This is a genomic window from Campylobacter sp. CFSAN093260, from assembly GCF_012890095.1.
Lineage (GTDB): Bacteria > Campylobacterota > Campylobacteria > Campylobacterales > Campylobacteraceae > Campylobacter_D > Campylobacter_D jejuni.
The window spans coordinates 863,640-885,581 of record NZ_CP040618.1; the positions used below are offsets into that span (position 1 = coordinate 863,640).

The 21,942-nt window shown below is 31.2% G+C and carries 22 protein-coding genes and 1 tRNA gene; 9 read left to right on the forward strand and 14 right to left on the reverse strand.

Annotated features, from left to right (window positions below):
* Nucleotides 1-35 precede the first annotated feature (35 nt).
* From kcuS to FBF22_RS04460, 9 genes are all read right to left on the reverse strand, one after another.
* Nucleotides 36-233, reverse strand: coding sequence for a KCU-star family selenoprotein (kcuS, locus tag FBF22_RS04420; protein WP_002867452.1), 198 nt, complete (start codon nucleotides 231-233; stop codon nucleotides 36-38).
* Nucleotides 214-2,325 (reverse strand): carbon starvation CstA family protein, encoded by a 2,112-nt coding sequence (locus tag FBF22_RS04425; RefSeq protein ID WP_165433268.1) that lies wholly within the window; start codon nucleotides 2,323-2,325, stop codon nucleotides 214-216. Before FBF22_RS04425 ends, kcuS begins: the two co-directional genes overlap by 20 nt.
* 166 nt (nucleotides 2,326-2,491) lie before the next feature.
* The gene (locus tag FBF22_RS04430; protein ID WP_002853293.1) at nucleotides 2,492-3,421 is read right to left on the reverse strand and encodes a ribose-phosphate pyrophosphokinase; all 930 of its coding nucleotides are present in this window, start codon (nucleotides 3,419-3,421) and stop codon (nucleotides 2,492-2,494) included.
* Between the two features lie 107 nt (nucleotides 3,422-3,528).
* Complete coding sequence (locus FBF22_RS04435; protein ID WP_002853290.1) at nucleotides 3,529-4,188, reverse strand: amino acid ABC transporter permease; 660 nt, start codon at nucleotides 4,186-4,188, stop codon at nucleotides 3,529-3,531.
* A gap of 10 nt (nucleotides 4,189-4,198) precedes the next feature.
* Complete coding sequence (locus tag FBF22_RS04440) at nucleotides 4,199-4,951, reverse strand: amino acid ABC transporter permease (protein ID WP_002853332.1); 753 nt, start codon at nucleotides 4,949-4,951, stop codon at nucleotides 4,199-4,201.
* Nucleotide 4,952: 1 nt separating this feature from the next.
* Entirely contained in the window at nucleotides 4,953-5,732 is a 780-nt protein-coding gene (gene peb1A / locus FBF22_RS04445) for a bifunctional adhesin/ABC transporter aspartate/glutamate-binding protein PEB1a (RefSeq protein ID WP_165432993.1), read from the reverse strand.
* A gap of 21 nt (nucleotides 5,733-5,753) precedes the next feature.
* Nucleotides 5,754-6,482 carry an amino acid ABC transporter ATP-binding protein gene (locus FBF22_RS04450; RefSeq protein WP_052777659.1) on the reverse strand — a complete coding sequence of 243 codons (729 nt, stop codon included), beginning with the start codon at nucleotides 6,480-6,482 and terminating at the stop codon, nucleotides 5,754-5,756.
* A gap of 135 nt (nucleotides 6,483-6,617) precedes the next feature.
* The gene (locus FBF22_RS04455; protein WP_002853285.1) at nucleotides 6,618-7,406 is read right to left on the reverse strand and encodes a CheR family methyltransferase; all 789 of its coding nucleotides are present in this window, start codon (nucleotides 7,404-7,406) and stop codon (nucleotides 6,618-6,620) included.
* 15 nt (nucleotides 7,407-7,421) lie between these two features.
* Nucleotides 7,422-7,976 carry a chemotaxis protein CheB gene (locus FBF22_RS04460; RefSeq protein WP_002853263.1) on the reverse strand — a complete coding sequence of 185 codons (555 nt, stop codon included), beginning with the start codon at nucleotides 7,974-7,976 and terminating at the stop codon, nucleotides 7,422-7,424.
* 165 nt (nucleotides 7,977-8,141) lie between these two features.
* On the opposite strand from FBF22_RS04460, the gene rpiB reads away from it, so the two are divergent.
* From rpiB to ychF, 6 genes are read left to right on the forward strand one after another with little or no spacing between them, the layout of a single operon-like run.
* Nucleotides 8,142-8,579 (forward strand): ribose 5-phosphate isomerase B, encoded by a 438-nt coding sequence (gene rpiB, locus FBF22_RS04465; RefSeq protein WP_002885429.1) that lies wholly within the window; start codon nucleotides 8,142-8,144, stop codon nucleotides 8,577-8,579.
* Nucleotides 8,579-8,911, forward strand: a complete 333-nt coding sequence (locus FBF22_RS04470; protein ID WP_002853247.1) for a membrane protein — start codon at nucleotides 8,579-8,581, stop codon at nucleotides 8,909-8,911. Before rpiB ends, FBF22_RS04470 begins: the two co-directional genes overlap by 1 nt.
* Nucleotides 8,908-9,456: an adenine phosphoribosyltransferase gene (gene apt / locus FBF22_RS04475; protein ID WP_002859569.1), complete on the forward strand. Its 549-nt coding sequence runs from the start codon at nucleotides 8,908-8,910 to the stop codon at nucleotides 9,454-9,456. Before FBF22_RS04470 ends, apt begins: the two co-directional genes overlap by 4 nt.
* Nucleotides 9,457-9,474: 18 nt before the next feature.
* A complete protein-coding gene (locus tag FBF22_RS04480; RefSeq protein ID WP_002854047.1) occupies nucleotides 9,475-10,071 on the forward strand; it encodes a DedA family protein in 597 nt (198 codons plus the stop codon).
* Nucleotides 10,068-11,519, forward strand: coding sequence for a leucyl aminopeptidase (locus tag FBF22_RS04485; RefSeq protein WP_002885430.1), 1,452 nt, complete (start codon nucleotides 10,068-10,070; stop codon nucleotides 11,517-11,519). Before FBF22_RS04480 ends, FBF22_RS04485 begins: the two co-directional genes overlap by 4 nt.
* A complete protein-coding gene (ychF, locus tag FBF22_RS04490) occupies nucleotides 11,516-12,619 on the forward strand; it encodes a redox-regulated ATPase YchF (RefSeq protein WP_002853275.1) in 1,104 nt (367 codons plus the stop codon). Before FBF22_RS04485 ends, ychF begins: the two co-directional genes overlap by 4 nt.
* A 21-nt stretch (nucleotides 12,620-12,640) precedes the next feature.
* Here the strand turns inward: ychF and argH are convergent, their stop codons facing one another.
* Genes argH through FBF22_RS04515 form a run of 5 tightly spaced genes read right to left on the reverse strand, consistent with a single transcriptional unit; the run spans nucleotide 12,641 to nucleotide 20,138 of the window.
* Nucleotides 12,641-14,023, reverse strand: a complete 1,383-nt coding sequence (gene argH / locus FBF22_RS04495) for an argininosuccinate lyase (RefSeq protein ID WP_165433267.1) — start codon at nucleotides 14,021-14,023, stop codon at nucleotides 12,641-12,643.
* Nucleotides 14,024-14,032: 9 nt separating this feature from the next.
* Nucleotides 14,033-15,607, reverse strand: coding sequence for a phosphoenolpyruvate carboxykinase (ATP) (pckA, locus tag FBF22_RS04500; RefSeq protein WP_002885431.1), 1,575 nt, complete (start codon nucleotides 15,605-15,607; stop codon nucleotides 14,033-14,035).
* A gap of 12 nt (nucleotides 15,608-15,619) precedes the next feature.
* Nucleotides 15,620-17,419 carry a biotin/lipoyl-containing protein gene (locus FBF22_RS04505; RefSeq protein WP_002859573.1) on the reverse strand — a complete coding sequence of 600 codons (1,800 nt, stop codon included), beginning with the start codon at nucleotides 17,417-17,419 and terminating at the stop codon, nucleotides 15,620-15,622.
* 31 nt (nucleotides 17,420-17,450) lie between these two features.
* Nucleotides 17,451-18,791 (reverse strand): sodium-dependent transporter, encoded by a 1,341-nt coding sequence (locus tag FBF22_RS04510; RefSeq protein WP_011049815.1) that lies wholly within the window; start codon nucleotides 18,789-18,791, stop codon nucleotides 17,451-17,453.
* Nucleotides 18,792-18,803: 12 nt separating this feature from the next.
* A complete protein-coding gene (locus tag FBF22_RS04515; protein WP_165432991.1) occupies nucleotides 18,804-20,138 on the reverse strand; it encodes a sodium-dependent transporter in 1,335 nt (444 codons plus the stop codon).
* A 232-nt stretch (nucleotides 20,139-20,370) separates the two neighbouring features.
* Between FBF22_RS04515 and FBF22_RS04520 the strand changes: the two genes are divergently transcribed.
* The 3 genes from FBF22_RS04520 (at nucleotide 20,371) to FBF22_RS04530 (ending at nucleotide 21,937) form a co-directional block, all read left to right on the forward strand.
* On the forward strand, nucleotides 20,371-20,709 hold the full coding sequence (locus FBF22_RS04520; RefSeq protein WP_002860554.1) for a F0F1 ATP synthase subunit C: 339 nt from the start codon (nucleotides 20,371-20,373) through the stop codon (nucleotides 20,707-20,709).
* A gap of 35 nt (nucleotides 20,710-20,744) precedes the next feature.
* A tRNA-Leu gene (locus FBF22_RS04525) sits at nucleotides 20,745-20,830 on the forward strand.
* Nucleotides 20,831-21,025: 195 nt separating this feature from the next.
* Complete coding sequence (locus FBF22_RS04530; RefSeq protein WP_002873968.1) at nucleotides 21,026-21,937, forward strand: AEC family transporter; 912 nt, start codon at nucleotides 21,026-21,028, stop codon at nucleotides 21,935-21,937.
* The last annotated feature ends 5 nt before the right edge of the window (nucleotides 21,938-21,942 follow it).

Below are 21,942 nucleotides of genomic sequence, written 5' to 3' on the forward strand. Positions count from 1 at the left end.
TATTTTGTATGATAAAACTTTATCCTTTAAGCTTATCAGCATTTATTTAAACCGCCACTATTGTATTTTTTATCTAGACATTCTTTGAAAAATTCCCCTCTGGTTTTTGGAATTTTTCCTGGATGTTTTTGTTTCATGTGTTCTAAATACTTATCATAACTAGAAAGTCCCACCAAGGGATGAAAAAACCTTTCGGCTTTTTCATAATAATATTTAAATTTTTTGAAATTCATCAATCTTAATATACTTAGTTTCTTTAAGAGGAATTTTAATTTTACCTAAACAAATTCCTATACAAGAAATTATAACAAGCAAGGTAGCTATCATAAAGAACACACAAAGAATTGCATTAAGTAAATTTCCAACTTTATTTTGAGTGGCTATTGAAATTTCTTTTCTAATTGTAGAAATTTCTTTTTCATCTTTAGTATTATTTAATTTAAATTCTAAATCTTTAATTTTTTGACTTTGTATGCTAACGGCGGCTACATGACTTACCGCATTTGCTATTTTATTGCCTTCTTCATAAGGCATAATTTTTTGAATTCCTCCATACAGAGTTGCCACTAAGACAAATACCGCAGGTACTAAAGTAACCCAAGTATATCTTGCCTTGCCCATTTTTACAAGTATAGTTGTAGCAAGAAGCAAAGCCATACCCGCAAGCATTTGATTGCTCACGCCAAAAAGAGGCCAAAGTGTATAAATTCCTCCCTTAGGATCAATGGCGCCTTGATAAAGAAAATATCCCCAACCTGCAACACTTAAAGCCGTAGCCAAAAGTCCAGCTGGATAATTATGAATATCTCCTAAAGGTTTATAAACATTACCCAATATATCTTGCACCATAAAACGACAAGCCCTTGTCCCAGCATCCACCGCTGTTAAAATAAATAAAGCTTCAAACAATATAGCAAAATGATACCAAAAAGCCATCAAATCCACGCCGCCAAAAAGTTCATGCAAGATCAAAGCTACACCTATAGCAAAAGTCGGGGCTCCCCCTGTTCTTGAAAGTATAGTATGCTCTCCTATATTTGTGGTTAAAGTAGTAATTTCTTCAGGAGCAATACTAAATCCCCAACTTGAAATAGTTTGTGCTACATTTACAACATCTGTTCCTATCAAAGCAGAGCTTGAATTTATAGCAAAATAAAGACCTGGATGTAAAATACAAGCACAAATTAAAGCCATAATCGCCACAGCACTCTCAGCAAGCATAGAGCCATATCCAACAGCCAAAGTATGAGTTTCGTTTTCAAGCATTTTAGGAGTAGTTCCACTAGAAATCAAAGCATGAAAACCACTGATCGCACCACAAGCAATGGTAATAAATAAAAATGGAAACACTCCACCTGCAAATACTGGACCTGTTCCATCAAAATACTGAGTATTTGCTTTTGGCATTTGTAAATCAGGAGCAACCAAAACAATAGCTACAGCCATTACCACAATAACACCGATTTTCAAAAAAGTTGAAAGATAATCTCTTGGAGCAAGTAAAAACCACACAGGTAAAACAGAAGCAATAAAACCATAAGCCATCATAACAATTGCCAAAGTTGGAGCTTCTAAAGTAAATATTTTAGCCCAATAAGGATCAGCAGCTATAACGCTACCATAATGAATAGCCAAAATTAAAAGCACAAAACCTATTATAGAAGCCTCCCCTACTCTACCTGGACGGATAAAACGCATATAAATGCCCATAAATATTGCTATAGGAATAGTCATTGCGATAGTAAATAAACCCCATGGAGATTCTGCTAAAGCTTTTACAACCACCATAGCTAAAATGGCAATAATAATAAGCATAATGCCAAAAATCGCCACCATAGCAACTCCACCTGTAAATTTACCCATCTCATCCTTAATCATCTCGCCAAGACTTCTACCTTTTCTACGAGTAGATATAAAAAGAACAACAAAATCATGCACAGCACCCGCTAAAACTCCTCCTACTAAAATCCAAAGCATAGAAGGCAAATATCCCATTTGAGCGGCCAAGATAGGTCCTACTAATGGACCTGCTCCTGCAATAGCAGCAAAATGATGTCCAAATAATACAGCTTTATTTGTAGGCACAAAATCACGCCCATCATTTTCTACAAGTGCTGGTGTTGCACGATTTTTATCAAGTTCTAAAACCTTATAAGCTACAAAACGCCCATAAAATCTATATCCTATCATATAAATACATACAGCAGCAACCACCAAATAAATCGCTGATACACTTTCGCCATTTTGTAAAGCTAAACAACCAAAACAAATAGCGCCTAAAGTTGCAACAAACAACCATAAAATTTTAGTACTTAACTGAGTCATATTTCTCCTAAGAAAATAAAATATTTTTAAAGAATAGCAGATTTATAGATTAAATTATATAGAAAGATGTTTAGTTTTTTCACATTTTTAAAAAAATATATGTTTTTTGTTTCTTTAAGTAGCATAAAAATGAAAAGCTTAAAAATAATCTTTAAGCTTTTTTAATCTAAATAAAGAGAGAATTTACACTTTCGTTATGATAAACACGACGTATTACTTCAGCAAAAACAGGTGTAACGCTTAATACTTTAATATTTGGTAATTGCTCTTTTAAAGGTATAGTATCTGTTACCACAAGCTCATCTAAAACTCCACTTGCTATTCTCTCATAGGCTTTTCCACTTAAAACTGCATGAGTACAGCAAGCCATAACAGATTTTGCACCTTTTTCTTTTAAAGCTTCCGCGGCTTTAACTATAGTGCCAGCAGTATCAATAATATCATCCACTAAGATAACTTCTTTATCTTTTACATCTCCAATAATATTCATTACTTCACTTTCATTGGCTTTTTCACGACGCTTATCAACTATAACTATATCAAGTCCTAAATGCTTTGCAACACTCCTAGCTCTTGCAACACCCCCTATATCTGGACTTCCTATAATAGCATTTTTAAAATGTTTGGCTTTAATGTAATCATTAAAAACTATACTTCCATAAAGATTATCTACTGGAATATCAAAAAAACCCTGAATTTGTCCTGCATGCAAATCTATCGTAGCTACGCGATCAATCCCAGCTGCTTGAATCAAATTAGCCACAAGTTTAGCAGTAATTGGCACTCTAGGATTTGCTTTTCTATCTTGTCTCGCATAGCCAAAATATGGGATAATAGCCGTAATTGAATTTGCACTTGAGCGACGCAAAGCATCTGTAAGAATTAAAAGTTCCATTAAATTATCGTTTGTAGGAGCGCAAGTACTTTGAATAATAAAAACATCCTTTCCGCGTACACTCTCATCAATTTGAACACTAATCTCTCCATCACTAAACCGCTTTACTCCAGCATCACTTAAAGGCAGGGAGAGATATTTAGAAACTTGTCTTGCAAATTCGACATTAGCTGAGCCTGAAAAAATTTTATAACCTCGCATAAAAAACCTTAATCAATAAAATTATGAATTAATACAAAAGATTTTAATAAAAAAAATGTTAAAAACTGCTGTAAATTTAAAAAGCTTATATAAAAATATAAGCTTTTTTAAGAAATGTAAGCTGTCTTTTTGGCATAATATCTTACCAACATAGAAAGTGAAAAACATATTATAAAATAAATTCCCGCAACAACACCTATCATCGCTAAAATTTCTTCAAAACTTGTTAGTTTTGCCAATATAGTTTTTGAATTATAAGTAAGTTCAGCTATACCTAAACCCGCTAAATAAGCTGTATCCTTTACAGTGGTTACAATTTGAGATAATAAAGCAGGTATTATTTTTCTAAAAGTTTGTGGTAAAATAATATAAAAAAGAGTAAAAAATTTACCAAAACCTTGAGAATAAGCTGCTTCAAACTGACCTTTTGGTATAGAATTTAATCCACCTCTAATAATTTCAGCCATAACCGAACTCGTATAAAGTGAAAATCCTATAGTACCCCAAAAAGCTTGAGGAAATTGTCCAAAAAATACAGGTAGAACAAAACAAGCTGCAAGCATCCATAATAATAAAGGAGTGTTTCTAAAAATATCTATATAGCAAGCTGCTAAAAATTTACTTAATCTATCCCCATAATTTTTAGTTATAGCTAAAAAAGTTCCAAAAACAATCGAAATAATACAAGTTGCTAAGGCTATTTTTAATGTCAGAAATAAACCTTGCATTAAAAATTCAATATTTTGTGCATTAAAAACATTTTCCATTAACAACCCTTTATCTCGTTAAATGTGCTTTTTTTAATTTATTTTCATAAGCTTTTGCAAAATAAGCCAAAGGATAGCAAATTATAAAATATAAAACCGCTGCAAATATATAAGCCGGCGCATAATTTCCATAATCAGCTGCATAACTATCAGCAGAATGCATTAACTCAGCTCCACCTACAATAAGCAATACAGAGGTATTTTTAATTAAATTTACCATTTGATTTGTCATCGGCGGTAAAATAATTCTAATGGTTTGAGGTACTATAATATAACGCATTTGTTGAATATAAGTAAACCCTTGAGACGCAGAAGCTTCAAACTGACCTCTTGGCACAGCCAAAATTCCACTTCTAACCACCTCGCTTACATAAGCTCCGTGATACGCCCCAACACCCAATACACCAATAGTAAATATATCAAGCCTTATACCTAAAACAGGTAAGGCATAAAACAAAAAGAAAATTTGTATTACCAAAGGAACATTTTGAAAAAGCTCTACGTAAATTCTAGTGTAGGCTCTGATAATTTTAAATCTACTTGTAGCCATAACTCCGCCTATAGTTCCAAAAATTGTAGCTATAAGCAAAGCAAGAATGCTTACTTCTAAAGTATAAATAAAACCATTAATAAAAGCATCTTTATTATCCAAAGCATCTAAAAATTTCCATACCGCAAAAGGGCTTATACTATTTTCATCATATAAACCCCAAGAAGTAAGAATTTGTCTTAAATGTTCAACAAAACCTACACTTTCATTCATATTATAAACCCCATTTTTTCGCTAAAGCATCAATTTCATTTTTATGTTCTTTTACAAAATCATCAACATATTTTGCAAAAGCTGGATCATCTTTTTTGGTTACAATACCATAACTTTGTGGTTCAAAACCATCTGGCAAAATTTCACTTTTATCATCCACATAACCTAACAATATTGATTTGTCTACAGAAAACGCATCAACTCTTTTAGCATCTAAAGCAGCTTTTATACTTGGATAATCAGGAAATTCACTAAATTTAACATCAATGCCAATTTTTTTAGCAGCTTCACCTATAGCTTTTTTTGTAGTTGCAGCTTGAGCCACTCCAATATTTGCACCTTTCATATCAGCTAAAGATTTATATTTTTTTTCTTTTAAAACCAAAAGCCCTATAGCATCTTGATAATAAGGTTCTGAGAAATTATAAATTCTTTTTCTCTCTGGAGTAATAGTAAAAGTTGCTATCACTGCATCTACACTACCATTATCAAGCAAAGGGCCTCTTGTTTTAGCATTAACTGCAACTAGTTTTATTTTTTTATCATCACCCAATATACTTTTAGCTAGCAATTTGGCAACATCTACTTCGAAACCTTTAATTTCACCTGTTGCTTGATCAAGTAAAGCATAATGCGGAACATCATTTTTAACACCAACTATTAATTGTCCTTTAGATTTAATAGACTCAAGCTTACCTTCTGCTGCATTAGCATTGCTAAATGCAACACAAGCACCTAGAGCAAAAACTGCCAACTTTAACAAAGATTTTCTAAAAACCATTTTTTCTCCTTTCAATTTTGGTTAATTTTTAAGAATTTTCCCTAAAAAGAGTCGCGCTCTTTCAGTTTTTGGATTTGAGAAAAATTCACTAGGAATATTTTCTTCCACAATAGCACCATCTTCCATAAAAATAATCCTATCTGCTACTTCTTTTGCAAAACCCATTTCGTGTGTAACAACTACCATGGTAGTATTGCTTTGATGTGAAATTTCTTTCATTACATCTAAAACCTCTTGTATGGTTTCTGGATCAAGGGCTGAAGTAGGTTCATCAAATAAAATATAGGGTTTTTTAGTACAAAGTGATCTTGCTATAGCAACGCGTTGTTGTTGTCCACCTGAAAGGGTTGCTGGATAAACATTTGCTTTACCCAGCAAACCTACAACTTTTAAATACTTAAAAGCTGTTTCTTCAGCTTCTTTTTTAGATTTTTTTTGAAGTTTCATTGGAGCTAAGGTCAAATTTTGCAAAACCGTCATATGTGGATATAAATTAAAATGCTGAAAAACCATTGCACAATATTTTCGACAAATTTCAATTTTATTTTTATGATTTAAAACAAGATTGTTAACTACGACCTCGCCTGAACTAACTTCTTCAAGCCCATTCATGCAACGGATAGTTGTACTTTTTCCACTTCCACTTGGACCTATAATAACAAGCTTCTCACCTTCTTTAACAGAAAGATTAATATTCTTTAGAACATGATGAGTTCCGTAGTATTTGTTTACATTTTTTAATTCAATCAAGTTTTTTCCTTTATTTTTAACTAAATATAAAATTAATTAAAATTATTTTATCATTAAATAAAGAAAACTACTTCAAAATGTAACTTATTTTTACTAATAAATTTCCAAAGTGTAACTTTTAGTAATTTTTAGAATTTATACTTTTTCATAGTAAACACCTCTTGGAGAGAAAATCTTTTTAAAATAAATAGTCTCTGGAATTAAATCAGCATTGCCAACATAAAGCCTTCCTTTATCATTTAAAATTCTATGAAACCTCTCCATAAGTTTTAGTTTTGATTCATGATCAAAATAAATAATCATATTTCTAGAAGCTATAATATCAAATTTTCCCAATCTTGAAAATTTTTCTTCAAAAACATTGCAAAGTTCAAATTTACAAGTACAAAGCTCATTTTTATTAATAGTATAAAATTTATCTTCGCTTTCTAAAAAAAACCTTCTTTTTTCACTCTCGCTCAATCGCTGTAAAGTTCTTCCTTGATATTTTCCAAGTTTTGCTTTTTCAATCACACTTGAATTAATATCAACGCCTAAAATATACATATCTTTAATAAAATTCTGTGCAGCCAATAATGCCAAAGAATATACTTCTTCTCCACTTGAACAAGGGGCGCTTAGGATATTTACTCTCTTTTCTAAGCTTTTGGCATAATAAATTATTTCTTTCAATTGAGCCAATTCTCTTAAAAAATAAGTTTCACCTATGGTTACAAAATCTAAAGTTTCTTGTTTAAGTTGTCTATTGCTTTTTAATTTTCCCAAAAATTCGGAAAAATTTTTAGTATTAGTTCCTTCAAGAAATTTATTCAACTTTAAAGCTAGTATATTTTTTTTATCGGTTAAATCAATACCACTCATTTCGTTGATAATTTTTATAAATTCATTAAGTTCCAATTCGCTAGGAGTTATTTTTTTTTCCATGCAATTTTCCTTTTATTAATCCTGATCAATAAAATTTACAATTTCTTTTTTAATTTCTTTTAAGCTCATAGGTTTTAAATGCGGATTCATATCTTTTGCTCTTTTTGGCATACCATAAACGACGCTATCTGCTTCATTCTCACATAAACATCTAACTCCTGTTTTATAAAGCTCAAATAAACCTTTTGCGCCATCATCTCCCATGCCCGTTAAAATAATAGCAAGTATTTTATTTGTTTTTGCCAAAGAAACAGCGGAATGAAAAAGTAAATCCACACTCGGTTTAAAGCTTGAAGCCACATCTTGCCAAGCGGCTACAATATTTAAATTTCCAGATAAAATAGTATTTTTAGGGCAAATATAAATTTTATTGCTTAATATCTCTTTATCGTTCAATAAGCACACTTCACTAAAAGCTTCTTTATTAAATTGCCCCACAAAAGATGGAATAAAACTGGCACTCATGTGCTGAGCTATAACTACACAAGTATTTTTTACATCAATATCCTTTAAAAGAAATTTAAGCTGATTAGGACCACCTGTTGAAGATCCTATGAGTATGAGCTTCACTTTCTTCTCCTCTTAATTTATTGAAATTTTATTTTTCTTGTCACATGATTCTAACATATATAAAGAAAAATAAAGCTTATTTTTAAAACAAAGAAAAGCTGTTTTTATGATTTAATATGATAAGATTAGGTTTTTATCTTATTTTATATAGTAATTAGGAAACCAATGCTTAGGGAAAAAATTTATATTGCTAGTGATCATGCTGGTTTTGAATTAAAAGAAAAAATTTGCGTATTTTTAAAAGAAAAAAATATAATTTTTAACGATTTAGGAACAAACACTTGCGCAAGCTGCGATTATCCTGATTATGCGCATTTACTTGCCGAAAAAATAAACAAACGGAGCTTTGGCATTCTTATTTGTGGAAGTGGAATTGGAATTTCTATTGCAGCAAATCGTCATAAAAACATTCGTTGTGCATTATGCCACGAAAGCTTAAGTGCAGAACTTGCAAGAAGGCATAATGATGCCAATGTTTTGGCATTAGGCGGAAGATTAATTGGGGTTGAATTAGCTATAGATATTATAGAAAAATTCATTCAAACTCCTTTTGAAGAAGGGAGACATATACAAAGAATTCAAAAAATTGAGGTAAAAATATAATGTTTACAAACTGGCTTGTTTTAACTATATTGATTTGTGCAACTATCTATCTTATTGTAATGTTGTTTTACTATAAAACTCTACTTAATAAAGAAAAAACATCAAAAGATTTTATCAAAAACAATCTTGATGATACTGAGATTGTCATTAGAAAACTACAAATTCAACTTCAAAGAAGTCTTGGAAATATAGATATACTCACAGAAGAACTTAATAAAATCAAAGCAGACCTTACATCTTTAAGAACCAGAAATTCTCAATATCGCTTGGAAAATGACAAACTAAGACAAAGAATTAAAGAATTAGAAGCAAAAATCGAGGCATTATTATGATAAAACTAACACAAGAAGAAAAAAAATATCTGCTTGATAGCATTAGGATTATTCCTGATTTTCCAAAAAAAGGAATTATTTTTAGAGATATCACCACTCTACTAAATAACAAAGAAGCTTTAAATTTTCTACTTAGACATTTAAAAGAACGCTACAAAGATTACAATCTAGACTTCATAGCAGGAACAGAAAGCAGAGGATTTATCTTTGCATCTATGATTTGTGCAAAACTTAATCTTCCTTTTGTGCCTATTAGAAAACCTGGAAAACTCCCTTTTGAAACCTTTAGCTGCGAATACGATCTTGAATATGGCAGCGATAAAGTAGAACTTCATAAAGATGCATTTAAAAATATTCAAAATGCAAGAGTTTTACTTGTAGATGATTTAATAGCAACTGGCGGAACAGCTATAGCTTCATATGAACTCATTCAAAAAGCTGGAGCTAAATGTGTTGAAGCTTGTTTTTTAATGAATCTTAAAGATTTAAATGGAGCAAATAAACTTGAAAAACTTACTTCAGTTTATAGTGTTTTAGAAATTTAAAACTATAGAAAGGTACAAATGGAAGAATTTTTAAAAAATTTACTTTACCAATACAAAGATCTAGCTTATATTATTATTTTTTTATGGTGCATTTTAGAAGGAGAGTTAGCTTTAATTTTAGCAGGTATTTTTGCTCATCAAGGACATGTAAATTTAGGTTTTGTTATATTTATAGCAGGACTTGGTGGTTTTGTAGGTGATCAAATTTATTTCTATATAGGAAGATATAATAAACGCTACATACAAAAAAAATTAAAAACTCAAAGGCGTAAATTTGCAGTAGCACACCTACTTTTACAACGTTTTGGTTGGCCTATTATTTTTATACAACGCTATATGTATGGTTTTAGAACCATTATACCTATGAGTATAGGAATCACGCGTTATAGTGCAAAAAAATTTGCTATTATCAATCTTTTTAGTGCTTGGGTTTGGGCATCAATCACTATACTTTTAGCTTGGTATTTTGGAGAACAAATTTGGAAGATGGTGACTTGGGCTGAAGAACATTGGTATTATGCAGCCATTATTATTATAGCTTTTTTATCCCTTTTATTATTTGGTTTTAAACAAATGGAAAAAGCTATACTTAAAGATAAAAGGAAAAAATCATGAAATTTGAATTAAACGATAAAAAACTAGATGCTATAAAAGCAGACTTTGAACTTGTTTTTATACAGGATAAAAATTTAAAAATTTTTAACAAAGAAAAAGATTTTTTTAAACTTAATAATTACAAAGGCGAAGGTGCATTATTAGACTTAAACAATAAAAAGCTTTATTTAGAGCTTAAAAGTCTTGCTTATGAGGATATAAGATTAAGTCTTTGCACAGCATATAAAACTCTTGAGAAACTTAATATTAAAAGCGTAAAACTTCCTAGCATAATAGGAGATTGTGTAGTTAGAAGTTTTGCATCTTTAGTTGAAGGCGTACTTTTTGGAGCTTATAAATTTGACAAATATAAAAGCGAGAAAAAAACAAGTACTTTGGAAAAATTTATTATTTCAAGCGAAGAATTAAATGGTAAGAAATTTAATAAAGATGAAGCTAAGATAGGTTTAGAGCGTGGAGAAATTTTAGCTAATGCTACAAATTTTACTAAAAATATAGTCAATGAAATTCCTGAAATTTACACCCCTTTAAAAATGGCAGAAGATGCGCAAAATTTAGCTAAAGAAAATAAAAACATTATTTGTAAAATTTATGATGAAAAATTCTTAGCCAAAGAAAAAATGAATGCCTTTTTAGCGGTAAATCGCGCCTCGATACACCCACCACGCCTCATTCATCTAAGCTATAAAGCCAAAAATGCAAAAAAACGTGTTGTATTTGTTGGAAAAGGCTTAACTTACGATAGCGGTGGATTAAGCTTAAAACCAGCTGATTTTATGCTTACAATGAAAGCTGATAAAAGCGGTGCAGCAGCAGTAATGGGAATCATAAAAGCCGTAGCTGAACTTGCTTTAGATTTAGAAGTGCATTGCATTTTGGGCGCAACTGAAAATATGATAGGGGGCAATGCTTATAAGCCTGATGATGTGTTAATCAGTCGTGAAGGTGTAAGCATAGAGGTAAGAAATACAGATGCAGAAGGACGCTTGGTTTTAGCTGATTGTCTTTCTTTTGCACAGGATTTAAAACCTGATTTACTTATCGATATGGCAACTCTTACTGGAGCTTGTGTTGTAGGACTTGGAGAATTTACAAGTGCTATTATGGGAAATAATGAGGAATTGCAAAATGATTTTTATCTAAGCTCTAAAAAAAGCGGAGAATATACCACAATCTTACATTTCAACCCTTACTTAAGAGAACTTATAAAATCAAATATTGCCGATGTTAGTAATACTGCCTCTAGTCGCTACGGAGGTGCAATTACCGCAGGGTTATTTTTAGATAAATTTATTCGTAAAGAATATAAAGATAAATGGCTACATCTTGACATAGCAGGACCTGCTTATACAGAAAAATCTTGGGGATATTCTAGTTTTGGCGCAGGTGGAGCTGGAGTTAGAATGTGTGTTAATTATTTAATTCAAATTTTAAGGAAAGCTAAATGAGTTTAAGCGTAGGTATAGTAGGACTTCCAAATGTTGGCAAATCAACAACTTTTAATGCTTTAACTAAAGCACAAAATGCCCAAAGTGCAAACTATCCTTTCTGCACCATAGAGCCTAATAAAGCCATGGTTGAAGTTCCTGATTTAAGACTTAATGAACTTGCTAAAATAGTAAAACCTGAAAGAATTATGCATTCTTTAATAGAATTTGTAGATATCGCTGGACTTGTTAAAGGCGCAAGTAAAGGCGAAGGCTTGGGAAATAAATTTCTTTCAAATATACGTGAAACTGAGGTTATTTTGCATATAGTACGTTGTTTTGATGAAGAAAATATTACCCATGTTGAAGGTGGAGTTGATCCTTTACGTGATGTAGAAATTATCAATACAGAGCTTATTTTAGCAGATATTGAGCAACTGAGTAAAAAAATAGAAAAACTCACCAAAGAAGCCAAAGCCAATCAAAAGGGCGCCAAAGAAAGTCTCGAACTTGCAAATTCCTTACTTGATCATTTAAACAAAGGCTTAGCTGCAAGTTCTTATCCTGAAAAGGAAAGTGAAATTTATCAAGCCCTAATCAAGGAATTAAGACTGCTTTCTGCTAAAGAGGTGATTTATGGTGCAAATGTTGATGAAAATGGTATTAGTGAAGATAATGATTATGTAAAAGCTTTAAAAGAATATGCTAAAAAAAATGATCATGAAGTTATCAAGCTTTGTGCAAAAATCGAAGAAGAATTAGTAGGATTAAGCGATGAAGAAAGTCATGAATTTTTAAGCTCTCTAGGAGTTAACGAAAGCGGTCTTGATCAAATCATACGCACTGCTTTTGCTAAGCTTGGACTGATCAGTTATTTTACCGCTGGTGTAGTTGAAGTGCGTTCTTGGACAATCAAAAAAGGCTGGAAAGCACCAAAAGCAGCAAGCGTGATTCATAATGACTTTGAAAAAGGCTTTATAAAAGCTGAAGTTATTTCCTATGAAGACTATATCCAATACAAAGGCGAAAATGGCGCCAAAGAAGCAGGAAAGCTACGCCTTGAAGGAAAAGACTATATCGTTTTAGACGGCGATGTAATGCACTTTAGATTCAATGTTTAGGCAAAATAGCCTAAACAATATTTATAAATTTTGAATAAAACCTTCCAAAATTTGAATTTGCTTTTCTACGCTTGCAATAGAACTTGAGCCTTCACTTTGCTTAGAATTTAAAGAAAATTCAAAATTTAAAAGTTCCATAGCTTTTTCATCAAATACAGAATCTATTTTTGAAAGATCTTTAATTTCACTTATATCAATACCTTGTGCTTCAGCTTGTGCAACAACATTTCCCACTATAAAATGTGCTTTTCTAAAAGGAATATTTTTTTCACGCACCAAATAATCTGCCAAATCGGTAGCCAATAAATGACCTTTTTTACAAGCATTAAGCATATTTTCTTTATTAATTTGTATTTCTTTTAGCATTGCATTTAAGATGATTAAGCTATCTTTAGCGGTTTTTACACTATCAAAAATCCCTTCTTTATCTTCTTGCATATCTTTATTATAGGCTAAAGGTAAAGCTTTCATTATAGTTAAAAGAGAAATCAAATTTCCATAAACACGCCCTGTTTTTCCACGTATAAGCTCACAAACATCAGGATTTTTTTTCTGAGGCATAATAGAACTTCCTGTTGAAAAGCTATCACTTATAGTTATAAAAGAAAACTCCGAACTTGAAAATAAGATCATTTCTTCGCAAAGTCTTGATGTGTGCGTAAAAATAACTGCTATATCATAAAGCAAATCAAGAGCAAAATCCCTATCACTCACTCCATCCATAGCATTTAGCATAATATCTTTAAATCCTAAAATTTCAGCACTCAACTCACGATTGGTTCTATAGCTTGTTCCTGCACATGCACAAGATCCAAGTGGCGAAAAGTCTGCGAGTTCTAGGCTATTTTGCAAACGCTTAATATCTCGCATTAACATAAAAGCATAAGCTAAAATATAAAAAGAAAAACTCACAGGCTGAGCGTGCTGTAAATGTGTAAAACTTGGCATAATAGTTTTTTTATGCACTTTAGCATGTTCGAGCATGGTTTGAATCAATTCTTTTAAAAGCTTTATAAGTTCAATATGAGATTTTTTGACAAAAAGTTTAAAATCAGTAGCCACTTGATCATTTCTACTTCTTGCAGTATGAAGTCTTCCACCAATTTCACTACCTATAATCTCGCTTAAACGCTTTTCTACGGCCATATGAATATCTTCATCTTTAATATCAAAAATAAATTTACCTTGCTCTATTTCACTTCTAACCTGCTCTAAACCTTTTATAATAGCATCTAATTCTTCTTTTTTTAAAATACCACAACTTTCAAGCATTGTAGCGTGTGCTATAGAACCTTGTATATCTTCATTGAACAAAGTTTTATCTACATTTAAACTTGCATTAAATTCTTTTAAAAGCTCATCACTTGCATCACTAAAACGTCCTGACCACATTTCATTTTTCATTTAAATGCCTTAAATTTTTGGTCCAAATTTGCTAAATTCAATGCCTTCTTTGACATCTTCATAACGTTTAAAATTTTGTATAAACATATGTGCTAATTTATCTCTTGTTGCAATATAAGCATTTTTATCTAACCAAGTATTTATAGGATTTAAAAGTACACTTTCTACACCTTCTAAAGCTTTTGGAATAGCTAAATCAAACACTTCAAAATTTTCAAATTCGCATTTTGTAATACTTCCATCTAGAATAGCATTAATGCAAGTCCTAGTAGCCTTAATGCTCATTCTTTTACCCACACCGTAGCTTCCGCCACTCCAACCCGTATTAACAAGATAAACATTAACTTCATGTTTTTCAATCTTTTCACCAAGCAATCTCGCATAAACCGTTGGATGTAAAGGCATAAAAGGTTCTCCAAAACAAGCTGAAAAAGTTGCTTGAGGCTCTGTTATACCGCGCTCAGTTCCAGCTACTTTTGCTGTATAGCCACTTAAAAAATAATACATAGCCTGCTCTTTGCTTAGTTTGCTCACCGGGGGTAAAATTCCAAAAGCATCTGCACTTAAAAATATAATATTTTTTGGATGCCCTGCTTTTAGACTAGGCTCATGATTTTCAATATGCTCTATAGGATAAGAAACTCTCGTGTTTTCTGTTTTTGAGGCATCAGCATAATCAACACTCTTATCAGCTCTTAAAACTACATTTTCTAAAAGTGCATTTCTTTTAATGGCTCCATAAATTTCAGGCTCATATTCAGGATCAAGATTGATTGTTTTTGCATAGCAACCGCCCTCAAAATTAAACACACCTTCATCATCCCAGCCATGCTCATCATCACCTATGAGTCTTCTTTTTGGATCGGTTGAAAGCGTAGTTTTTCCTGTACCGCTAAGTCCAAAGAAAAGTGCCACATCGTCTTTTTCTCCGACATTTGCACTACAATGCATAGAAAGTTTATTTTCTAGTGGCAACCAATAATTCATCATAGAAAAAATACCTTTTTTCATTTCTCCACCATACCAAGTTCCACCAATAACCGCTATATTTTCTTCAACATTAAAGATCACAAAAACCTCTGAATTTAAACCATCTTGTTTGTAATCTTCATTGATGCATTTGCAAGCATTATAAACAATAAAATCTGCTTTAAAATTCTCAAGTTCCTCTTGACTTGGGCGAATAAACATATTTTTAACAAAATGCGCTTGCCATGCAATTTCAGTAACAAATCTTACTGCTTTGCGACTTTGCAAAGAAGCACCGCAAAAAACATCTTGAACATAAATTTTCTTTCCGCTTAATTCTTGCTTTGCTTTAGTTAAAAGTTTATCAAATAATTCTTTTGTAATAGGCTGATTTACCTTTCCCCAAGCTATATATTTACTAGATGGATCTTGTTTTACAAAATATTTATCTTTAGGACTTCTACCTGTAAAAATCCCTGTATCTACACAAAAAGTATCATTATCCGTGCTTAAACCTTCATTATTTGCTTTTTCATGAGCATTTAATTCATCATAACTTAAATTATGAAAAATTTCCTTTATATTATCCAAACCTAACTTATCAAATTTTTTCATTTTTCCCTCACTTTAATTCTTGTAAATAGCTAATACTTCGCCTTCATTAACAGTATCACCTATTTTAATACAAAGCTCTAAAATAATTCCATCTTTTGGGGCATTAACCTCAATCTCCATCTTCATTGCTTCTAAAACCATGATAGCTTGACCTGATTTTACTTCCTCACCTTCGTTAACATAAATTTTAAAGACATTACCTGAAATACCTGCTAAAATTTCATTTTCAGCATCGACAGAACTTGTTGAATTTGAAGAAATAATATTTTTATTTTCTTCTACTTTTTTTACACTCTTAACATTAACATCTTTATCAAAACCATAACTCACTTCCACATGATATTTATTACCATTTACAGCTACAGTAAATTTGTTTTCATCTACACTCATAGGCTTTGGCATGCTAGCTAATTTGCGTATATTTACCTTTGCCTCTCCTTTTAAAAATGCTATACCTTTTTCTTTACAAGCTGCTGCAATAAATATATTTTCTTCACTCGTTTCTATACCCTCTTTTTCAAGCAAGGTTTTAGTATAAGCTATGCTTTTACTCTCATCTTTATCGGCTATATTAATAGCAAGCTCTGTAGTGGGTTCTAAATTAAGTTGTTTTGAAGCAAGTTCAACAATGTTTGCATCGGGTGTAACAGGAGTTTTTCCAAAATAACCAAGCACCATTTTTCCATAACCTTCTGCGATTTTTTTCCAAGGCCCAAACATAACATTATTAAATGCTTGTTGAAAATAAAATTGAGAAACTGGAGTAACCGAAGTACCAAATCCACCTTTTTCCACAACTTCTCTCATAGCATGAATGACCTGTGGAAATTTATCTAAAATATTATTATCCCTCATCATTTGTGTATTTGCTGTTAAAGCTCCTCCTGGCATAGGAGAAAAAGGAATAAGTGGATTTACCATAGTAGCTTCAGGGGGTAAAAAATACTCTTTTAAACAATCTTTTAAAACTTCTTCGTATCTTAAAATTTTTTCTTCTTCAAGTCCACCTAAATCATAATCTTTGCCTTTTAAAGCATGCATCATGGTTAAAATATCAGGCTGAGAAGTTCCACCACTTACAGGAGCTGCAGCCAAATCAATACCATCAACCCCTGCTTCAAGCGCTGCAAGATAGCAAGCTATACTCACCCCTGCGGTTTCATGCGTATGAAGTCTAATATGTGTATCTTGAGGTAAAATTTTTCTAGCCATTTTAATGGTTTTATAAATTTTATTTGGATTAGAAGTTCCACTTGCATCTTTGAAACAAATACTATGAAAAGGAATTTCTGCTGTTAAAATTTCTTTTAAAATTTTTTCATAAAAAGGCACATCATGAGCACCTTTGCAATTTGACGGTAAATCCATTAAAGTAATAGTAATTTCATGCTTTAACCCATGTTTTACTATACATTCACCACTAAATTTTAAATTATTTACATCATTAAGGGCATCAAAATTTCTTATCGTTGTAGTACCGTGTTTTGCAAAAAGTTTTGCATGCAAATCAATAAGTTCACTATTTCCAGTATCTAAAGTAACGGTATTGACTCCTCTTGCTAAAGTTTGAAGATTAGCATCTTTTCCTACAATAGCCCTAAATCTATCCATCATGGTAAAAGCATCTTCATTAAGATAAAAATACAAGCTTTGAAATCTAGCACCACCACCAAATTCAAAATGAGTAATACCCGCTTCTTTTGCTGCTTCTACTGCAGGAAAAAAATCATCCATTAAAACCCTAGCTCCATAAACAGACTGAAAACCGTCCCTAAAGCTTGTATCCATTACATCGATGAATTTTTTAGCCATTATTTTTCCTTAAAAAAATATTTTTTCATTATTATACAAAAATTTGATAACACATTACCAAAATTATTGCTATAGGCGATATAAAACGAATAAAAAACAACCAAATTAAGAAAATTTTTCGACTTATAAATTTAGAAAAAATTTTATAAATTTGTTTTTTATTCATAAAAAAACCTACAAATATAGAGCATACTATAGCACCAAGTGGAAGTAAAAAATTTGAAGTTAATTTATCTAATAAAGTAAAAAAATCTTTGCCAAAAAAACTAAACATAGAAAAAAAATTTAAATTTAATGACAAGATACAACAAATTCCAAAAACAAAAACAAATAAACCTATTAAAAATAGAGCTTTAACACGAGAAATTTGATAGTTATTAATCATATAAAAAGTTAAAGGCTCTATCATTGAAATAGCTGAAGTAATACCAGCAAAAAAAAGTGCTAAGAAAAAACAAAATGCAAAAATATAGCCTAAAGCTCCAAGTTGATTAAACAAACTCATCAAGGATACAAAAACAATTCCTGCTCCTTGAGTATGCGGATCGGCTCCAAATTCAAAGATAAAAGTAAAAACAATAAGTCCCATAATAAAAGAAATCAATAAATTAATCAAAACAATATACACTGAACTTTTTATAAAATTTGTTTTTTTATCCAAGGCCGATGAATATGTAACTATACAACCTATTCCCAAGCATAAGGTAAAAAATGCAAGCCCTAAAGCTTCGGCAATAGAGCTGAATTTAAAATGTGAAAAATCGGGATAAAATAAATAAGAAAAAGCATTTGCAAAACCTTGCTTAAATCCCATGCAATAAAACAACATAAAAACAAGCATTAAAAATAAGCTAGGCATTATAACAACGTTTAATTTTTCAATCCCTTTGATTAAACCTTTAGATACTATCAATAAAGTAAGAAAAAAAGATAAAGTGAAGAAAAAAACAGAACTTGTCAAATTTGTAGTAATTACATTCTGAAAATTACTTGCTGCTTCATCTAAAGTTTTAGGAAGATAATAAAGACTCACTACAGTATATTTTAAAACCCATCCCATGATAACTAGATAAAAAGAGAGGATAAAAATACCACCTAACATAAAAACGCCGCCATATCGCCATCTATTGCCATATTTTATGGCAAGATTTGAATAAGCATTTGCAAGATCACTTTTACTTAAACGTCCCATAGCCACTTCAGCCAAAAAAATACTAAATCCTATAGTTAAAGTAAAAAACAAATATAAAAGCACAAAAACAAAACCACCATTTTCTGCGCTTAAAGTTGGAAATTTCCAAGCATTACCTAAACCAACGGCTCCACCAGCAACAGCCAATACAAAACCGATTTTTGAAAAATATGTTCTCATTATTTTTCAAACTCACTTTAAAAAAGCGGCTATCATAACTATAACAACAGCCGAAGGGGAAATAAATCTCAAAAACACATACCAAAGTTCAAAAAATATACCCCTCATATAAGGTTTAAATAAAATTTTTAAAGCTTCTTTTTTCATCACAAATCCCACAAAAATAGCTGCCAAAATTCCACCTAAAGGCATAATAACCTTGCTTGAAACACTATCAAGCAAATCAAAAAAACTCATTCCAAAAAATCCAAACTGAGTACTTTTTAAAGAAGATAAAATACACAACATTCCTAAAATATAAACAACAATTCCTATTAAAATCAAAGCTTTTTTACGGCTCATACCAAAAGTATTAATAAGGTAAAAAGTGAAAGGCTCTATCATTGAAACAGCTGAAGTAATACCAGCAAAGATTAAAGAAATAAAAAACGCTGCTCCAAAAATACAACCAATCACTCCAATTTTTTCAAATAAAGTAGCTAAGGAAATAAAAACAAGTCCTGGTCCTTGCTGATTAGGATTGTAACCAAATTCAAAGATAAAAGTAAAAACAACCAAACCCATTAATAAACCAACTAAAAGATTGATAAAAATAATATTTAAAGTACTGGTAATAAAATTAGTTTTATCAGGCAGACTAGCAGAATAAGTAATAACCGTTCCAACGCCCAAAGAAAGACTAAAAAAAGCAAGTCCTAAGGCTTCAAGAACGTTTGAAGTGTTGATTTTGGAAAAATCAGGTACAAAAAGAAATTTAACCGCCATTATAAAACCATCTTTGCTAATAGCATAAACAAGCATCAAAATAAGTAAAATAAACAATGAAGGCATCATCCAAACATTTAACTTTTCAATCCCATTCTTAACACCTTTAGAAACAATATAAAAAACACATAAAAAAACCAAAGTAAAACAAATAAACTGACTTAAAAAATCCTCACTTATAAAAAATCCAAACTGTGCTTTACTTACTTCTAGATCCATAGGCAAATTTCCAGTGATACTTAAAAACACATATTTAACTATCCAGCCAATCACCAAGGTATAAAAAGAAACTATTAAAATCGCCCCCACCATAGTAAAACCAACATAAGACCAAGCTTTTTTATTTGAAGGTGCTAACTTTTCATAGGCATTAACCGGATCTTTTTCACTAATTTTTCCTATGCTAAGCTCAGCTAAAAATATCACAAAACCTACACCTAAAGTAAGAATTATATAAAGCAAGATAAAAGCAGATCCACCACTTTGACCTACTAGTGTTGGAAATTTCCAAGCATTACCCAAGCCCACCGCTGAACCTGCTACCGCTAAAATGAAACCTATTTTTGAAAATTTAGAACTCAATGTTGCAACCTTAACTTAAAAATTATTTTAAAATATTATTAAAGCAAAAAAACTTTTAAGCTTTATTGAAAACAATCAAATTTAAATCAAAAATGTGAATTTTTGTAAATTTCAATAAAAATAAAGATACCTTTGGTTATAATTCGGCTTTATTTTTAAGTCTTAAGTAGGGATACGCAAGCCGAACTGATTTAAAAATTGAAAAAAATTTTTTTATAGAAAGGTTAAGATAATGAAAAAAGTTCTTTTTTTATTATTAGCATGTGCAGCAGTAGCTTTTGCAGCTGAAATTAATGCTCCAGTAGAGCAAGAAGCTATTAATGTATGGATTAAAGCATTTTCAGTTCTTGCAGCAGGCTTAGGTCTTGGTGTTGCAGCACTTGGTGGTGCTATCGGTATGGGTAATACTGCAGCGGCAACAATTGCAGGAACAGCTAGAAACCCTGGTCTTGGGCCAAAATTAATGACAACTATGTTTATCGCTTTAGCGATGATTGAAGCACAAGTTATCTATGCTCTTGTTATCGCGCTAATAGCACTTTACGCAAATCCTTTTATAGTTTTACAATAAAACTTATTAAAGCCCTTTTTTGGGCTTTTTTCTATGCGGTTATGGTGGAATTGGTAGACACGCCATCTTGAGGGGGTGGTGCGCTCCGCGTGTGCGAGTTCAAATCTCGCTAACCGCACCATTATTTAAAATTATAATCATTCAACTTAAAATACTAACTATTCAAAATCAAATTTCAACTTACAATTTCTTAAAGTTACAAAAAATAAAAAATATTGGTTTTTTAAAAAACTTAAAAAATATTAAGATTTTTTTTAAGTATAAAGAATATAATTCTATCCGTTTTCAAAAACCATCCCTTAAAAAGGATTATTCAATGTTTGTTTTTATACCATTATTTACAATTTTTATTTTACTTGCAGGCGGATATTTTGCCAAAAGAATTGGCGTTTTGAAGCAAAAACAAGCTAGGACTTTTTTAGATTTTGCTATTATTTTTGCTTTACCTTGTTTGATTTTCGATAAAGCATATCATTTAAATTTTGATTTTTCATTGATTATTTTTATTTTTATTGGATTGTTTAGCTGTATACTAGCAGCTTTTTTTGCTATTTTTATTGGAAAAGTTTTTCATTTTTCTAAAGTAACTTTAGTCAGTATGTTTTTGCTTTCTTGTTTTGGAAATACTATATTTGTGGGTATGCCTATTGTTGCTGGTGTATTTAATGACCCACAATTTAGCGCTGAAGTTATATTTTACGATGCTTTAGCCACAACTTTACCTATATCACTTTTTGGACCTTTTATACTTTCTTTGGGAAATGGAGAAAAAGTCAGTTTGCTTGCTAATGTTAAAAAAATTCTTAGTTTTCCACCTTTTTTAGCTTTGCTTTTTGGTTTTTTGTGCAAATTGATTACTTTACCTGAATTTATTTTCTCTCCTATTCGTTTATTTGGCGCTTCTGCAACCCCTGTTGCACTTTTTGCCATAGGTTTAGGACTTGGCTTTATGGCGATTAAAACCTCTTACAAACCTACAGTAATTGTCATCTTTGCTAAAATGATTTTAGCTCCTTTATTTTTTGTATTTTGTTTGAAAATATTTAATTTAGAATTAAAAGATTCTACTATCGTTGCTATTATAGAAAGCGCAGCTCCTACTATGACCTTAGCAGGAGCTATGGTAATGAAAGCTAAACTAGATAGCAATTTAGCCGTAAGTGCTGTAGCCTTTGGAGTTCTTTTTGCTTTTGTTTCTATGCCAATTTTAATTTGGACTTTGTTATAAGCTCA

Bases quoted from the DNA above. Each gene is read 5' to 3' on its own strand.
- rpiB (WP_002885429.1), top strand. From the start codon at position 8,142: ATGCTTAGGGAAAAAATTTATATTGCTAGTGATCATGCTGGTTTTGAA.
- FBF22_RS04440 (WP_002853332.1), bottom strand. From the start codon at position 4,951: ATGAATGAAAGTGTAGGTTTTGTTGAACATTTAAGACAAATTCTTACT.
- FBF22_RS04480 (WP_002854047.1), top strand. From the start codon at position 9,475: ATGGAAGAATTTTTAAAAAATTTACTTTACCAATACAAAGATCTAGCT.
- FBF22_RS04430 (WP_002853293.1), bottom strand. From the start codon at position 3,421: ATGCGAGGTTATAAAATTTTTTCAGGCTCAGCTAATGTCGAATTTGCA.
- pckA (WP_002885431.1), bottom strand. From the start codon at position 15,607: ATGAAAAAATTTGATAAGTTAGGTTTGGATAATATAAAGGAAATTTTT.
- FBF22_RS04505 (WP_002859573.1), bottom strand. From the start codon at position 17,419: ATGGCTAAAAAATTCATCGATGTAATGGATACAAGCTTTAGGGACGGT.
- kcuS (WP_002867452.1), bottom strand. From the start codon at position 233: ATGAATTTCAAAAAATTTAAATATTATTATGAAAAAGCCGAAAGGTTT.
- FBF22_RS04455 (WP_002853285.1), bottom strand. From the start codon at position 7,406: ATGGAAAAAAAAATAACTCCTAGCGAATTGGAACTTAATGAATTTATA.
- FBF22_RS04485 (WP_002885430.1), top strand. From the start codon at position 10,068: ATGAAATTTGAATTAAACGATAAAAAACTAGATGCTATAAAAGCAGAC.
- FBF22_RS04470 (WP_002853247.1), top strand. From the start codon at position 8,579: ATGTTTACAAACTGGCTTGTTTTAACTATATTGATTTGTGCAACTATC.
- ychF (WP_002853275.1), top strand. From the start codon at position 11,516: ATGAGTTTAAGCGTAGGTATAGTAGGACTTCCAAATGTTGGCAAATCA.
- FBF22_RS04530 (WP_002873968.1), top strand. From the start codon at position 21,026: ATGTTTGTTTTTATACCATTATTTACAATTTTTATTTTACTTGCAGGC.
- peb1A (WP_165432993.1), bottom strand. From the start codon at position 5,732: ATGGTTTTTAGAAAATCTTTGTTAAAGTTGGCAGTTTTTGCTCTAGGT.
- FBF22_RS04510 (WP_011049815.1), bottom strand. From the start codon at position 18,791: ATGAGAACATATTTTTCAAAAATCGGTTTTGTATTGGCTGTTGCTGGT.
- FBF22_RS04425 (WP_165433268.1), bottom strand. From the start codon at position 2,325: ATGACTCAGTTAAGTACTAAAATTTTATGGTTGTTTGTTGCAACTTTA.
- FBF22_RS04520 (WP_002860554.1), top strand. From the start codon at position 20,371: ATGAAAAAAGTTCTTTTTTTATTATTAGCATGTGCAGCAGTAGCTTTT.
- FBF22_RS04435 (WP_002853290.1), bottom strand. From the start codon at position 4,188: ATGGAAAATGTTTTTAATGCACAAAATATTGAATTTTTAATGCAAGGT.
- apt (WP_002859569.1), top strand. From the start codon at position 8,908: ATGATAAAACTAACACAAGAAGAAAAAAAATATCTGCTTGATAGCATT.
- argH (WP_165433267.1), bottom strand. From the start codon at position 14,023: ATGAAAAATGAAATGTGGTCAGGACGTTTTAGTGATGCAAGTGATGAG.